The following is a 15172-nucleotide window of genomic DNA, read 5'->3' as shown; positions in this document are numbered from 1 at the left end:
CATGTCCCCGTCCCATGCCGCCGAACGGTCCGAGCCGCTGGCTCCGACCGCAGAATTCGCCCGCGATCTCGCGATCGCCCTTTCCGCCCGCACGAAGCGGCTCGCGCCGAAATATTTCTATGATGCCGCCGGTTCGGCGCTGTTCGAGCAGATCACCCAGCTTCCCGAATATTATCCCACCCGCACCGAGATCGGCATCCTGCGCGACCATGCGGAAGATCTGGCGGCGCTGCTTCCGCCGGGCGGTGTCTTGGTGGAATTCGGCAGCGGCGCCAGCGTGAAGGTGCGCCTGCTGCTGGATCGCATTCCCCACCTCGCCGCCTATGTGCCGGTGGATATTTCCGCCGAGTTCCTGGAGCGCACTGCCACCGACCTGCGCCGTGCCTATCCGGGCATCGAAATCCTGCCTCTGGCTGACGATTTCACCCAGCGCTTCGCCTTACCGCAGATGGCGCAAGGCCGGCCGCTGCTGGGCTTTTTCCCCGGCTCCACCATCGGCAATTTCGAGCCGGCGGACGCGCAGGACTTTCTCGCCCAGGCCCGCGAAACCCTCGGCCCCGGAAGCCGGATGGTGGTGGGCGTGGATCTGGTGAAGGATCCGCGTCTATTGCATGCAGCCTATAACGACGCGGCGGGCGTGACGGCGCAGTTCAATAAGAACGTGCTGGTACGGGCCAATCGCGAACTGGGTACGGATTTCGAGCTTTCCGCCTTCGTCCACCGTGCCTTCTTCAATGCCCCGGCGAGCCGAATCGAAATGCATCTGGTGAGCGCCAGCGCGCAGACCGTGCACCTGGACGGCGCGGCCTATCATTTCGCCGCAGGCGAGAGCCTGCACACCGAATGCAGCTACAAATACACACTGGAGGGCTTCGCGGACCTTGCCGCCGCTGCCGGCTGGACAAGCGAGACGGCGTGGACCGATCCGCAGCAACTGTTCAGCGTGCATGTGCTGGCGCGTGCCGCCTGAGCGGAAGCGCGGAGCCAGGTGGCGCGGATGCTCGGGAGGCTCTGGCCTCCCTCGGCTTTTCCACATTTGCCGCAGGACGTGCCGCAGCGCGGCAGCAAAAGAACTTGGCCTTCCGATTGCTTCATGTGACCTTGCCTTAAAGAGGTCGCATCGGAGCGGGGGATATGCTTATCGAGGATCGCGGACCCGGCTTTCAGGGAAAGGCATCCCTGCACGGCTGGATGATCTGGGGCACCGCGGCCCTGTTCTATCTTTATGAATTCTTCGTGCGCGTCGCCCCCTCGGCCATGGAGCCGGAGCTGCAGGTGCATTTCGGGCTGTCGGCGGCCGCTTTGGGCGCCGCGGCGGGCACCTATTATCTCATCTATTCGCCCATGCAGCTCATTTCGGGCACCATCATCGACCGCTTCGGGGTGAAGCAGGTGCTGGTGCTCTCGGCCCTGATCTGCACTTCCGGCGCGTTTCTGGAAATCATCGGGTCCAACAGCTTCTTCCTGGTGGCGGCGCGGTTCGCCCAGGGCTTCGGCTCGGCCTTCGCCTTCGTCGGCACCATGTATATCGCCGCCGAATGGTTTCCCCGCTCCATGCTGGCGCGGCTCTCGGGCCTCACCACATCGCTCGGCATGGCGGGTGCCATCATCGGCAATGCCGGCATCGCCCGCTTGGTGGAAACCATGGGCTGGCAAAGCGCGCTGATCGGAGCCGGGTTCGTCGGCATCGCCGTCACCGCGCTGATCGTGTTCGTCATTCCGAGCCGTCCGCCGGTCGGCACGGACGTGCCCCATCCGTACAAGCCCAACGTGCTGCGGGCGCTGCGCATCGTCTATGCGAACCCGCAGAGCTGGTATCTCGGCATCATCGGCGCGGCGCTCTACATGCCGCTGTCGATCCTCGGCGCACTGTGGGGCGCGGAATACATCTCCGCCATCACCGGCGCCTCGAAGCTGGAGGCCACCGGCGCGGTTTCCATGATGTATGTGGGCTGGCTGGTGGGCGGCCCGCTCGCCGGATACGCCTCCGACAAGCTCGGCATCCGCCGGCCGATCCTGCTCTATGCCAGCGCGGCGACGCTGGTGGTGACGTTCGTCATCGCCATCATCCCCAACATGTCGTTGCCCGTGGCCTATATGCTCCTGCTTCTCCTGGGGCTCGCCTCATGCTCGCAGGTGATCTGCTTCGCCACCGTGGTTGAGCACAATCCCCAAACCGTCACGGGCACCGCGCTCGCCTCCACCAACATGATCATCATGTTGCTGGGCGGCGTTGCCGAATGGGCTTTCGGGTTGGTGCTGGATCTCGTCGGCGGCTCGGGCGATACCGGCCAATATTCCGCGCAGGCCTATCATTACGCCATCCTGATGCTGCCGGCGATTTCCCTGGTGGGCCTCGCGGCGGCGACGATGGTGAAGGAAGCCAAGGAGATCGTTGGCGTGCAGGAAGCCGCCGCGCCGGCCTGAGGCGAAATGGGGGCGGGCCGCAGAAGGCCCCGCCCCTTAGCTCACAATTGGGTCAGTTCGCTCTGGATGCCCTTGTTGAGCTCAGCGCCGTCATCGAGCGGTGCCAGATAGTCCACCGCCATTTCGCGGAAGCGCAGCAGGCCCTTATAGGCCTGGATATCGGGGTGCAGGTCGCGCAGCACGCGATGCAGCCGCTTGCCCCATTTGGGCACCCGCGCCACCTCCTCCAGGCTCGCCAGATAGCAGCGGATGCCGAACAGGATCGCGTTCGAGCGCGGCAGGCGGAACAGAGTCTGCAATTCCACCCGCAGATGCACCTTCTGCCCGACATTCTCCGGCGTGACGCTCGCCTTGTCCGGCCCCCACACGGGATAATTCTCCGGCGAGGTATCGAGGCGGGGGTTGATGGTCATGGTCCAGTTCAGCCGCCGCACCGGCTGGCCATATTGCAGGCGCAGCAAATATTTCAGCGCGCGGTCGAACACGCCCTTCTCGTGCGCCAGCGGCACCGGGCCGTGCCATTCGTGGAAGCTCATGCCGATGTCGAATTCCAGCGACCAGTCAGCCTGGGTCGTGACCATGCCACCGTCCACAAAGAGATTGTCCTCGCGCTGGTCCTGCAGGGTGAAATCGCCCTGCGCCTGGCGGGTGATGTATTCGAACGGCGGGCACGGCAGGGTCTCCGCCTTGCCGAAGGTGAAGCTCTGGTGGATGCCGAGCGGCCGATTCACCCAGGTCCAAAGGTCCCCCGCCTTGGTGAGCGAGAAATGCTCGGGATAATCGGCGGCGAGGCTCTCCATGATCAGTTCGAGCGTATCCCACTGCGCCGCCATCATGTGGGGCAGCACCTGGCAGCGCTTGGGATCCTCCGCCAGAACGAGTGCCCGCTCCCGGCACTCGGCGACATAATGCTCGTCCACGTCGAACACATGGTCATAGGCCGGGCTTGCGCCGCCCTTCACATGGGGCTCGATGTTCACCGAATACATGTATTGGTCTTCGGGAAACGGGAACGGAAAGTGCAGAATCGCCGCGCTGGAATTGCGATAGGTAAAGTCGCGGCGGAAGGTCTCGTTGGGCTTGAACTGAAGGGTCATGGAAAGTCCTTCCGGTCACGATGTCAGTCTCAGAAATGCCCCTCCCCCGCTTGAGGGGTTTGAGCACGGGCACCCCCGGCTTTCACCTCTCCCCGCCGGGGAGAGGTCGGCCGCGCAGCGGACGGGTGAGGGGGCGCCACCCATTCGATCGCAACGCTTTCACCCCTCACCCCAGCCCTCTCCCGCTCGGGGAGAGGGAGCAACCGATGGCACGAGTCAAAAATCCAACACCACCTGCGCGGTGCGGGCCCGCGAGACGCAGGGCATGATGAATTTCTGCGAAGCCTTCTCCTCCGCCGAGAGGAAGTCGTCGCGGTGCTCCACTTCGCCGTCGAGCACATCGAGCTTGCATTCCCCGCAGGCCCCGCCGCGGCACAGGCAGGGGGCCGCGATGCCTTGTGCTTCGAGTGCTTCCAACAGGGTCTGGTTGTCGGCGACCTGCACCTCGATGCCGGATTTCGCCAGCACCGCCTTGAACGGCAGGCCTCCGGAGGCATCGCCGAAGCTCTCGCGGTGGATCTTGCCTGAAGGCCAGCCGAGCGCGGCGGCGCTGGAGACCACCGCATCCATCAGCGCGCGCGGGCCGCACGTATAGACATGGGTGCCGAGCGGCTGGCGCGCCAAAATCCCTGCCAGATCGAACGCGGCGCGCCCGTTGCCGTGGATGAAGATGTCCTCGCCCGCCGCATGGGGCGCCAGCAGCTTCTCAAACACCGGCGCCTCTTCGGCCGTGCAGAGCTGATGCAGCTCGAACCGCGCGCCGCGCGCCTTCAGCGCTGGCACATAGGACAGCAGCGGCGTGATGCCGATGCCGCCCGCGATCAGCAGATGCTTGCGGGCCTTGGCCGCGAGCGGAAACAGATTGCCCGGCACGCCGATCTCGATCACGTCGCCGCGCGCCACGTTCTGGTGCAGGAACCGCGAGCCGCCCCGCGACTGCGCCACGTGGCGCACGATGATCTCATACCGCGCGCGGCTCTCGGGCGGAGAGACCAGGGAATAGGAATTCTTCATCACCCGCCCCTCGTGGCGCAGAGTGACCATGACGTGGGCACCGGCGGAGGGGGTCGGCAGCGGGCCGCCGTGCAGCGGTTCGAAGGCGAAGCGCTTCAGGGTCGGCGAAAGCTGTTCGATCTCGTGGATGCGCACGGGGATCGGGCCTGAAGCGATCATGCGTAAAGCTCCTCCGCATCGGGAACGTCGCCGGGCACTTCGGCATCCACCTGCACGCCCATGAAGGCCGCATGCCGGCGGGAGAAATGGTCACGCACGAACAGGCTCGCCCCACAGCCGGCGCAGGTGAAGATGGAGGTCGTCACCCCCTCGCCATAGGTGCGGCAATGCACGCAGAACACGCGCCGCGCCTTGGTTCCCGCATGGGCGAGGCGGATTTCCTGCCGGCTCATTCCGGCGGCTTCGGCAATGCGGAACACATCCCACAGGAACGGCTCTGAACCGGCTCCATAGAGCCGCAGCCCCATGGTCTCGCGGGCGAGGCGCTCCTCCAGGGCGGAGAACAGATGGCCGTTGGAGCGGAACGGCCGCACGCTGTCGCCCGCCCCATCCACCACGGAGACCGGGAGCAGCGCGCTGCGGTTTACGACGGTCCAGGTCTCGCAAGCGGCCGGCTCGAACCCCTCGGCCAGCGCTTCCGCCGGCAGCGCCGGACCTTCGACCACAAGCAAATGGTGCCGCCCGGCCGGGTCCAGCTCCAGCGGGGCGTATTTAGGCCGGCTCTTGATGCCTTGATCGCTCATGATGCCTTCCGCTTCAGATCAAATTCAGACGGCCGCGCTTGTGGCAGCCGCCTCACCCCAGCCCTCTCCCCGTCGGGGAGAGGGGGCGCGCCCCTGACCCTGCCCTCCACCTCTCCCCCACGAGGACAGGTCGGCCGCGCAGCGGACGGGTGAGGGGGCAAGATCGACCCATCGCCCAAAGCCCGCCCGCACCTACGCCCGCACCCGCGTCTTCTGTGGGTCGAAATGCGGGAACGGCACGATCTGCGCGGGAATGCGCTTTTGGTGGCCGTCCAGCTTGCCGATTTCGATCGGCTCGCCCGCCTCCGCCGCCGCAATGTCCAGCCGCGCCAAAGCGATATTCTGTTTCAGGATCGGCGACTTGGTGGCGCTGGTGACGACGCCCACCTGGGCGCGGCCACTATAGATCGGGTCGCCGTGTCCCACGTCGTCGTTGGAACCGATGAGCAGGCCCACCATCTTGCGCGCCGGATTGGCCTTGCGGCGCAACAGCGCCTCGCGGCCGACGAAATCCTCGTCCTTATTGGCCACCGCGAAGCCGATGCCGGCCTCGAACGGGTCGGTCTGGTCGCAGAAATCATAGCCCGCGAACACCAAGCCGGCCTCAACCCGCAGCATATCCAGCGCGGTGAGGCCGAGCGGCTTCATGCCCTTGGGCGCGCCGGCTTTCCACACCGCATCCCACAGCGCGGTCGCGTCCTTGGGATGGCACCAGATCTCGAAGCCGAGTTCGCCGGTGTAGCCGGTCCGCGAGACGATCAGCGCCGGCCCTTGCGGCCCGCCGAGGCGGGCGATGGCGAAGCGGAACCATTTCAGCTCGGCGATCGAAGGCTGAACCGGCGAGGTCCAGATGATTTCGGACAGGATCTCGCGGCTCAGCGGCCCCTGCACGGCGATGTTATGGAGCTGGTCGGTGGAGGATTTAACCCAGGCTTTCAGGCCCCATTCCGCCGCCTTGTCGCGCAGCCATTTGCCGGTGAACTCCTCGCCGCACACCATGCGGAAATTCGCCGGGCCGAGGCGGAAAACGGTGGCATCGTCGATCATGCCGCCGTGCTCGTAGCACAGCGCGGTATAGACCACCTGGCCGACCGAGAGCTTGCGGATGTCGCGCGTTACCGTGCGCTGGAGCAGCACTTCCGCGTCCGGTCCCGTCACCTCGAACTTGCGCAGCGGCGAGAGGTCCATCACCGCCGCCTTTTCGCGGCACGCCCAATATTCCTCGATCGGCCCCACGCCGGTGAAGCAGGTGGGCAGCCAGAAGCCGCGATACTCCACGAAATTGCGGGTCTGCTCGGCGATCCTTGGATGGAAGGCGCTCTCCCGCGTCAGGCGCGGCTCGGCTTCGGGGCTCATGCGGAACGCGGTTCCTTTGGAGATGGGGGTGCCGCCGTCATAGACGCGCACATGAATGTCGGTCGGATTCCAGGCATTGGCGGAATCGATGTCGTCGGCGCAGGAGGAGGAGGCGCACAAAAGGTCCGTCATGGCCCGCAGCAGCACATAATCGCCGGGGCGCGACCAGGGCTCGTCCATGGTCAAGGCGTTGGAGCTTTCAACGCAGGTGTTGAAGAAGAAATTGATCGCCGGCCAGCCGCGCTTTTCCTTGATGCCGTAAGGCTTCAGCACAAGGTTGAAATTGTCCGAGCAATTGTCGTGCCCGGGATAGCCCATGTCCTCGTAATATTTGGCCGAGCAGGCGAGCGCGAACGTATCGTGCCGCCCCACCGTGTCGCGCACCACTTCCACCAGCGGCATCTGGCGTTCGTCGAAATATTTCGAATGCAGGCCCGGGCCGGGGAAGGCCGAACCCATGAGCGTGCGGGTGGTGGTGGAGTCGAGGCCATATTCCAGCCCCTCCTCGTCCAGCGCCTTGGCGTCGAAGGCGAGGAAGTCGGAGCATTGCCGGCCTTCCACGTCGATGATCTGGATGTAGTTGCCGGCCTTCACGCGATAGGCCTTGGCGCGGGCGGCGGGCACCCGCAGGTCCAGCACCACGTCGCCCAGCGGCGGGGGAAGTTCCGGCAGGGAGCCGGCGACGCGGGAAATGTCTACCTTCAGCTCGGTCGGCGGGCTCTGCTCGTCCGGCGCCATCAGCGGGCCGGCGGCGGCGATCACCACCAGAAGATCGCTGAGCGCGGTCAGGCGCGCCTGGGTGCCCGGCGCGTCGCTCGCGCCGAGAAGTGTGCGGGCGGGGGCCTGCGTGTCGATGCCGCGCTGCGCCAGGAGGCGGGCGACGTCCGCGCCCCCCTCGCCGGTCAGGCGGGCGGCGAGCGGCGCGCCGAGCGGCGCCGTATCGAGCCCCAGCGCCGGCGCGGCATCGGCGCCGGCCGCGTCGAAGGCGAAGATGTCGGCGGCCTGGAGGCCCTCAGGATCGGTGATGCGGATTTCATCGCCCGCCTTCAGCGCGAAGGCGGCACAGCCGCCGCCCGGCACCACGCGCCGCTCCGCGAGCGAACGGGGCGCGGGAGAACCGGAAGACTGGGGCGGCGCGGTAATGGCATCCATGGGCTTCAGTCCGGATCTGTGAGCGAGCGGTAGCGCCCGCGGTAATAGATGAGCGGCGCGCCCTCCCCCTCGGCATGGAAATGCACCACGCGGCCGACGAAGATCTCATGGTCCCCGCCGTCATAATGGGCATAGGCGGCGCATTCGAAGGAGGCGTGGGCCGGGCGCAGAACGGGGGCGCCCGAATGGCCCTCGTGAAGCTCGAGATTGGCGAACTTGTCCGCGCCGCCGCGCGCGAAGCGGTTGGACAGCTCTTCCTGTCCTTCCAGCAGCACATTGACCGTGAAGAACTTGAGCTTCTCCAGCCGCGCCAGCGAATGCAGCGAGCGGGCCATGGAGAACAGGATCAGCGGCGGGTCGAGGGAGACGGAGGAGAAGGAATTCACCGTCACGCCGAGCGGCCCCTCTTCGTCGCGGCCCAGCACCACGGCGATGCCGGTGGCGAACCGGCCGAGCACGTTGCGCAGTTCGCGCGGGTCGAAGCGGGCGTCGAGATCAATGCGGGTCATGAGTTGAAGGCGCTCCTCGCTCCCGCGTTCGCCGGCGACGGCAAGGCCGCCGACGCCGTGCGGAACGCCCGAAGCCGGGAAGGTGACGGAAGCCGGCATGGGGGACAAGCCTTGTCCCCCATGTTGCGCGGCCGCACCCCGCAGGCCCGCGTCCGACTGCATGGCGGCGGCGCTCACGCCACCTTGGCCGGCTGAAGCTCGGCGAGGAGCTTCTCGGCGAAGGCGCGCTTCTGCGCGTCGTCCATCTTCTTCACTTCATTGTTGAGCATGCGCTGGTTGATGGACTTGTTCCAATAATCCAGGCTCTCGAAGCCCAGCAGCGAGGCCTTGCCGACGAACTGGCGCAGCACTTCGTTGGTGGGGCCCATGACCCAGCCGGCCTTGCCGTCGCGCAGGTAGCGCTCGATCTGGAGCGCCGGGCGATAGCCGGTGCCGCCGCAGGCGTGCAGCATCTTGTCGGTGACGTGGGTGACGTTCTTGGCGGCCTCGAACTTCACCTGCCACAGCCAGTGCAGCAGCGCCGAGCGCGGCAGCGCGTCGAGGTCCTTGTGGATCGACCAGTCGCAATTGTTGGTCACGCTGTCGAGCGCCTGGGCCATCTGGAAGACGAAGGCACGGCACGCATTGGTGTCCATGATCGCTTCGCCGACATAATCCTGGATGGTCGGATAATCGGCGACGCGCATGCCCACGTCATTGTGGGTCTTGCGGGTGGTGTGGCGCTTGGCGATGTCAATCACCGCAAGCGAGATGCCGTTCCAGCAGGCGGACGAGCAGGTGAGGAAGAACGGGTCGACCACCTCGTCGTTGGATTTCGCGCCGTCGCCGATGGGGCCGACCATGGCGTCCTTGGGGATCACCACGCCTTCCACCTGGATCGGGCCGGACTGGTTGCCGCGCAGGCCAAGGCCATCCCATTCGGACGGATTGGACTTCACGTCGTCCTTGAGCACCAGGAAGCAGGAGAGGTCGGAATAATCGCCGGAGAAGCCGGGGCTGGTGGTCTGGAGGATGTACCAGTCGGCAAAGCCGCCGGAGGTGGTCCAGGAGGCCTTCTTGGTGATCTTCCAGCCGTCGCCGAAGGCTTCGGCCTTGGAGGAGATGGGGTACCAGAAATGCGAGCCGGTCTCAGGATCGGAATAGGAGAGCGTGCCGATCAGCACGTCGGCGTCGAGCCGCTTGAGAATGTCGGTGAGGCGGGCGTTGTCGTGATAGCGCAGCAGCGCCGCCGCGACCGCGCCGAGGTGCATGGTGTAGCACATGGCGGTGGAGGGGCAGCCGTAGCGCGCGATGGTCTCGACCACCATGGCGGCGCAGACATGGCTTTCGCCGAGGCCGCCGAGTTCCTTCGGCACGGTGAGCGCTAGCAAGCCGAGGGTGGCGAGCGCCTCGAAATTCTTGCGCGGATAGATGTATTGCGCGTCACTCTCCACCGCATTGGCGCGCAGCGTGGTCTCGCACAGAGCGATGAGCTTGGCCTGCAATTCCTTCTGCGCGGGGGTGAGCAGCCATTGCGGGTCCCACTCGAACCCGAGGCCCCAGAATTCCTCCTGGCCCCACATTTTGACTTGCGACATGACGCTTGCTCCGAACGCCCGGCGCCTCAGCACGCGAGCGGTGAATGTCCCGGCGTAGCTGTTCCCCTCAGTGAACTTTTTTGCCGCCGTAGAAACAGATTGCCAAATGCACCGTCGGACGCAAGAACCAAAAGCAGGCACATAAACGCCTGCGATTTAGGCAAAATATTCAACGGCAATGACTTAGCGTTTTTACATCGCCCTAATATTAGGCATCTTAGCCAAAAGATTTCTTCTCAGGAAAAGTAATTGACAGAAAATGCCCCTCGCTCAAGGATGGCGCGCCTTGCAGAGCCTGAGGGGACGCAAAGAATGAGCCCGACGCAATTGCGCCAGTCGATCCTGAACGAGCGCCATCGCGCGCTCGGATCGAAGCTTGAAGAATCCTGGAACGACACCGCTTTGCCCCAGCATTATGCCACCGATCCCTATGAGGAGACGGCGGCGGTGCGCACCCGCGCCGGCCTCATCGACGTGTCGGCGCTGAAAATCGTGAATGTCTCCGGCCCCGACGCCACCGCCTTCCTCAACCGCCTCGTCACCACGGACGTTGCAAAGATCGCGCCCGGTCGTTCCATGATCTCCTCCATGGTGGGGGAAGACGGCGGGCTGATCGACGACGTGCTGATCTATTGCGACAGCCCCACCGCCTATCGCCTCTCCCATGGCGGCGGCGCCACCGAGGAGGTGCTGCCGCTCCTCACCGAGGGGCTCGACGTCACCTTCGCCCGCGACGACGACGTGCATATCCTCTCCCTGCAAGGGCCGAAAGCGCTGGAAATCCTGCAGCCGGATACGCCGCTGGATGTCGCCTCGATCCCCTATTTCGGCCATGCGCGCACCACTCTCTACGGCATCGACGTTTCCCTCGCGCGCGGCGGCTATTCCGGCGAGCGCGGCTATGAGGTGTTCGTCAAGGCCAAGGATGCGGTCGAGGTGTGGGACAAGATCCTGGAGGCCGGCAAGCCGTACGGCATCATGCCGGTGTCGTGGGATTGCCTGGACATCGGCCGCGTCGAAGCCGCCCTGCTGTTCTTCCCCTTCGACATGCCGCACAAGGACACGACCCCCTGGGAAGTGCTGATGGATTGGACCGTGGACCTCTCCAAGCCGGATTTCCGCGGCAAGGAGGCCCTCATCCGCCGCAAGGGCACCGAGCGCACCCACCAGGCGGGCCTGGAAGTGATGCATTCCGCCGCCATCACCCCTGGCGCGAAGATCCTCAAGGACGGGCAGGAGGTGGGCACGGTGAATTCCACCGTGTTCAGCCAGCACCTGATGAAATCGCTGGCCCTTGTCTCGCTGCTGCCCAGCCTCACCGCCCTCGGCACCGCCGTGACCGTGGTGGACGACGGCAAGAGCTATGAGGCGACCGTCGTGCGCACGCCCTTCTACGATCCCATGCGCCTGCGCACCCATCCGCTCGAAGAGCGCGGCTGAGCCCCGCGCCTTCCCCCTCACCTGTCCGCTGCGCGGCCGACCTCTCCCCGGCGGGGGAGAGGTGATCTCGAAATCCCCCTCTCCCCGCGGGGAGAGGTCGGATGGGGGCCATTCATTCCGCAAAGCCCGCTACGGCGTACGCCCGTCGCTCCCTGTTCAACATCTCTATGCGGCTAAAAATGCCAATCGCCGCCCGGCCGGTGCTTCTGCTATGCTCAAGCACCGGGGTGACCGGGAGCGAGGCGGACATTCGGTGATTTTCATATCCAGGCAGATTTCCCGCGGCGCCGGCAGCGCCGCTCCTGTGCAGACCAAGCGTGCCGCACTCTTCTCCGCCCTGCCCTTCATCGCCCTGCTTCTTGCCGCCGCGACCTTGCTTTCCGCCTGCGCCGACCGGCCGGGCGCCGATGTGCTGACGCCGAACCTCGTCGAGGCGCCGGGCGCCAAGCCGCATACCGTCCTCGTCGCCACCACCCGCGCGCGAGACCCGAGGCCGGGCACACTGTTCAGCGGCGAGCGTGGGAACGGGCTCGACTTTGCCACCGTGACGCTGACCGTGCCGCCCGCCCACCAGCCTGGCGGCATCGAATGGCCCAAGCAGGCGCCCGGCAATCCCGCCACCGACATGGTGGTGCACGAAGCGGTGTATCGCGACACCGACCAGGATTTCGTGCGCGACCTCAATGCCCAGCTCGCCCTGCTGCCGGCCGGCAGCCGCAACGTTCTGGTGTTCGTGCACGGCTACAACACCATGTTCTCGGAGGCGCTCTACCGCTTGACGCAGATGGCCCACGATTCGGACGTGCCGGGCGTGCCGGTGCTGTTCAGCTGGGCCTCGCGCGGCAAGACCGAGGATTATGTCTACGACAACAACAGCGCCACCGCCGCGCGCGACAATCTGGAACACACGCTGACCCTGGTCGCCTCCAGCAAGGCGGAGAAGATCACCATCATGGCCCATTCCATGGGCAATTGGGTGACCGTGGAGGCGCTGCGACAGATGAAGATCGGCGGCAAGGGCATCGCCCCCAACCGCATCGGCAACGTTATCCTCGCCGCGCCGGACATCGACGTGGACGTGTTCAAGTCCCAGCTGAAGCGCTTCGGCAAGCCGGAAAAGCCGTTCGTCGTCATCGTCTCGCGCGACGACAAGGCCCTCGGCTTCTCGGATTTCCTGGCAGGCGGCAAGGTGCGGCTCGGCAATTACACCAATGACGATGAATTGGTGGCGCTCGGCGCGGTGGTGATCGACATGACCAATGTGAAGGCCATGGATCCCATGAACCACGGCAAGTTCGCCCAGCTGGCGCAGCTCGCTCCCGCCCTTCGCGGCCAGCTCGCGGCCCATGGCGCATTGGCCGGCGACAAGCCCAACACGATCGAGCTGGACGGCATCCAGATTTCCGGCGTCAACCGGAACATCGGCGTGCTGCCCGCGGCCGTCCTCGCCCCCGCACCGATCCTCACCCCTGCGGCGGCGGCCGCCCCTGCTGCCGCGGCAGCGCCGGCCCAATAGCCCGGCTGGGGCGCCTTCAGGCCTCCGGCGTGCCCGGCTGCGACAGGATCGTGAGCTTCTTCACGGTCAGTTCGTCGATGGTGAGCCTGCGGATGCGCGCCCGCCCGATGGCGAGCCGGCCGATGGCCAGCGCCCCTATGGCGAGCGCCCCGATCGCCAATGCGCCCAACGCGACGGCGCCGAGCGAAGCGGTGCCGACGGTGGAGGCGCCGATCGCGGATGCGCCCACGGCGGACGCCTTGGTGCGGGATAAGGACCTATCCGAACGGCGCAGCATGATGGCTCTCCCCGATGCGCAAGCTCGGGCGGCGCGGCCGCCCGCATCAATTCCCCACCGAGCTTAGACCCCGTTCGAGCATTTGAAAGGGGGAGAGCCGCAAAGCGGCCCCCCAGGCCCGGCCTGTGCCGGGCCTGGGGCAAAGCGCGCTCAGGCGACGCCGTATTTCTTGAACCAAGCGAGCATGCGCTTCCAGCCGTCCTCTGCCGCTTCCTTGCGATAGCTCGGGCGGTAGTCGGCATGGAAGGCGTGGGGGGTGTCGGGATAGAGCACGATCTCCACCGTCTTGCCGGCGGCGCGCGCGGTGTCGCGCTGCTTCTCCACGTCGGCCACCGGAATGCCGGTGTCAGCCGCGCCATAGAGGCCCAGCACCGGGGCCTTGATGTCGGCGGCAACATCGGCCGCGGTCTTGGGCTGGATGTCGGTGCGCGCGCCACCGATGGGGCCGTACCAGGCAACGGCGGCCTTCAGCTTGGGATTATGCGCCGCATAGAGCCACACGGAGCGCCCGCCGCGGCAGAAGCCGGTGATGCCAAGCCGGTTTTCGTCGCCCTTGGAGCTTTTCACCGCCCAGGCCACCGCCGCATCGAGATCCGACAGCATTTCCGCGTCGGGCTTCTTGGAGATGACGTCGCGAACGATCTGCTGGATGTCGGTCATGCCCGTGAGATCGCCCTGGCGGGCATACAGCTCGGGCGCGACGGCGCAATAGCCCTGCTTGGCGAGGCGGCGGCAGATGTCCTTGATATATTCGTGGACGCCGAAAATCTCCTCCACCACGATCACCAGCGGGAACGGGCCGTTGCCCTCGGGCATGGCGCGATAGCCGGGCATGTCGCCGTCGGCGGTGGGGATCTTCACTTCCCCGGCGACCAGGCCGACGGCATCGGTGTGGATCGCCTGGGCTTCCACCGAAGTGGTGGCGAGGGTGAAGCCGGCGATCAGGCCTGTCATGACGAAGCCGCGCCGGGACAGGGGTTCGCGCACCAATCCCTCGAGCCCTTCCAGGGCGGGATCGGCGGCGGGCGCGATGGGCGTGGAATCCATGGCGATATCCTCGTGCTGGCCGCAGGCAAAGCGGCGGCGTCATTTGGCACGGGATCATGGCGGGAGGTAGGGGGGAGGGTTCTCGATTACCGGGAGGCGCGAACACCTGCGCGTGATCGCCTCCGGGCCCCTGCCGCGCGCCGGTGCCAGGGGCCGGCACCAATGCGGTCAGCTGGGGTCCATCAGGCCGAAGACGGCGACGAGCGCCAAGGCTCCGGCGCCGAGGGCGATCTCGGCCAGGGTGCCGGTGCGAAGGCGTGCGACGGCGCGCTCGGGCTGGGTTTTGAGGCGCGGCACGAACATATAGCGGTTGAGAATTGCAACGCCGGCCATCGCAAGCACGAGGAGGATCTTGAGGTCCAGCAAGCGCTGATAGGGCGAGGCCAGATCGTTCGGCCAGCGACCGAGGATGAGCGCGGTGTTGACGATCCCGGTCGCAATGACCAGGGCAACGGCGACATGGCCCGCCTGCGAAAAGCGGCGGAGCGCCGTCTTCGCCTCCGTGCCGAGCGCGGGGTCCCGCAATCGCGTGAGGCAGGCCGGCAACAGGATGAGCGAGCCGAGCCAGAAGCCGCCGGACAGCAGATGCAGGCCATCGTTGAGAATATGGAGCGCCCTGCGTGCGCCGTCGTCCATCTCGGCGTGGCCTAAGAAGGCGAGACTCGCCAGCAGCAAGGCGGCGAGCACGGCCTGTCCCCGGCGCGCGCGCGGCCGAGCGAGGAAGACAGCTGCGGCCAGCAGCGCGAGACCGACGCGAACCATCCATGCCGTGCCGATCACCGTGCCGAAGGCGAGCGCCGACAGCGTCGGGCCGTCGATGGCCGAGGGCCAGCCGCCCCCGATGACGGCGGCTTCAAGCGGCAGCCAGGCAAGGCTGGCGGCGAACGCGACGACACTGGCCACCCTCATGCCGGCCCCCGCCGCAGCGCTCATCTTCAAGCCCAATCGCGGCGGCGCGACGACGGCGATAAAACAGCCCGCGCCATACATGACGATGGCGGCCGCTGAGAAGAGCAG

At 66.2% G+C, this 15172-nt stretch carries 13 protein-coding genes; 4 read left to right on the top strand and 9 right to left on the bottom strand.

Going from position 1 to position 15172, the window contains the following annotated elements; all coding sequences use genetic code 11:
- The first annotated feature begins 1 nt into the window (after position 1).
- Entirely contained in the window at positions 2–970 is a 969-nt protein-coding gene (gene egtD / locus V5F68_RS06120) for an L-histidine N(alpha)-methyltransferase (RefSeq protein ID WP_394013743.1), read from the top strand.
- Positions 971–1134: 164 nt separating this feature from the next.
- Positions 1135–2427 (top strand): MFS transporter, encoded by a 1293-nt coding sequence (locus V5F68_RS06115; RefSeq protein WP_394013742.1) that lies wholly within the window; start codon positions 1135–1137, stop codon positions 2425–2427.
- 41 nt (positions 2428–2468) lie between these two features.
- Here the strand turns inward: V5F68_RS06115 and V5F68_RS06110 are convergent, their stop codons facing one another.
- From V5F68_RS06110 to V5F68_RS06085, 6 genes are all read right to left on the bottom strand, one after another.
- Entirely contained in the window at positions 2469–3524 is a 1056-nt protein-coding gene (locus V5F68_RS06110; protein ID WP_394013741.1) for a heme-dependent oxidative N-demethylase family protein, read from the bottom strand.
- A 216-nt stretch (positions 3525–3740) separates the two neighbouring features.
- On the bottom strand, positions 3741–4697 hold the full coding sequence (locus V5F68_RS06105) for a PDR/VanB family oxidoreductase (protein WP_394013740.1): 957 nt from the start codon (positions 4695–4697) through the stop codon (positions 3741–3743).
- Positions 4694–5281, bottom strand: coding sequence for a dimethylamine monooxygenase subunit DmmA family protein (locus V5F68_RS06100; protein WP_394013739.1), 588 nt, complete (start codon positions 5279–5281; stop codon positions 4694–4696). The genes V5F68_RS06105 and V5F68_RS06100 overlap by 4 nt, the downstream gene beginning before the upstream one ends.
- Positions 5282–5473: 192 nt before the next feature.
- Positions 5474–7789, bottom strand: coding sequence for a trimethylamine N-oxide demethylase (locus V5F68_RS06095; RefSeq protein WP_394013738.1), 2316 nt, complete (start codon positions 7787–7789; stop codon positions 5474–5476).
- Between the two features lie 5 nt (positions 7790–7794).
- Complete coding sequence (locus V5F68_RS06090; protein ID WP_394013737.1) at positions 7795–8397, bottom strand: flavin reductase family protein; 603 nt, start codon at positions 8395–8397, stop codon at positions 7795–7797.
- 74 nt (positions 8398–8471) lie between these two features.
- Positions 8472–9875, bottom strand: a complete 1404-nt coding sequence (locus V5F68_RS06085; protein WP_394013736.1) for an acyl-CoA dehydrogenase family protein — start codon at positions 9873–9875, stop codon at positions 8472–8474.
- A 312-nt stretch (positions 9876–10187) separates the two neighbouring features.
- Here V5F68_RS06085 and V5F68_RS06080 point away from each other — a divergent pair, with 312 nt between their 5' ends.
- Both V5F68_RS06080 and V5F68_RS06075 read left to right on the top strand, forming a co-directional pair.
- Complete coding sequence (locus tag V5F68_RS06080) at positions 10188–11315, top strand: aminomethyl transferase family protein (protein WP_394013735.1); 1128 nt, start codon at positions 10188–10190, stop codon at positions 11313–11315.
- Between the two features lie 253 nt (positions 11316–11568).
- Complete coding sequence (locus V5F68_RS06075; RefSeq protein WP_394013734.1) at positions 11569–12831, top strand: alpha/beta hydrolase; 1263 nt, start codon at positions 11569–11571, stop codon at positions 12829–12831.
- Between the two features lie 16 nt (positions 12832–12847).
- Here V5F68_RS06075 and V5F68_RS06070 read toward each other — a convergent pair whose 3' ends face one another.
- The 3 genes from V5F68_RS06070 to copD all read right to left on the bottom strand — a co-directional run bounded on the left by V5F68_RS06070 (position 12848) and on the right by copD (position 15145).
- Positions 12848–13108, bottom strand: a complete 261-nt coding sequence (locus tag V5F68_RS06070) for a hypothetical protein (protein WP_394013733.1) — start codon at positions 13106–13108, stop codon at positions 12848–12850.
- A 150-nt stretch (positions 13109–13258) separates the two neighbouring features.
- Positions 13259–14155, bottom strand: a complete 897-nt coding sequence (locus tag V5F68_RS06065; RefSeq protein ID WP_394013732.1) for a dienelactone hydrolase family protein — start codon at positions 14153–14155, stop codon at positions 13259–13261.
- A 168-nt stretch (positions 14156–14323) separates the two neighbouring features.
- The gene (copD, locus tag V5F68_RS06060) at positions 14324–15145 is read right to left on the bottom strand and encodes a copper homeostasis membrane protein CopD (protein WP_509274670.1); all 822 of its coding nucleotides are present in this window, start codon (positions 15143–15145) and stop codon (positions 14324–14326) included.
- Positions 15146–15172: the final 27 nt, after the last annotated feature.

This window comes from Roseixanthobacter pseudopolyaromaticivorans (assembly GCF_043195145.2).
Classification (GTDB): domain Bacteria; phylum Pseudomonadota; class Alphaproteobacteria; order Rhizobiales; family Xanthobacteraceae; genus NCEH01.
The sequence above is the reverse complement of the archived record's forward strand: the minus strand, read 5'-3'. Positions and strand labels throughout refer to the sequence as shown.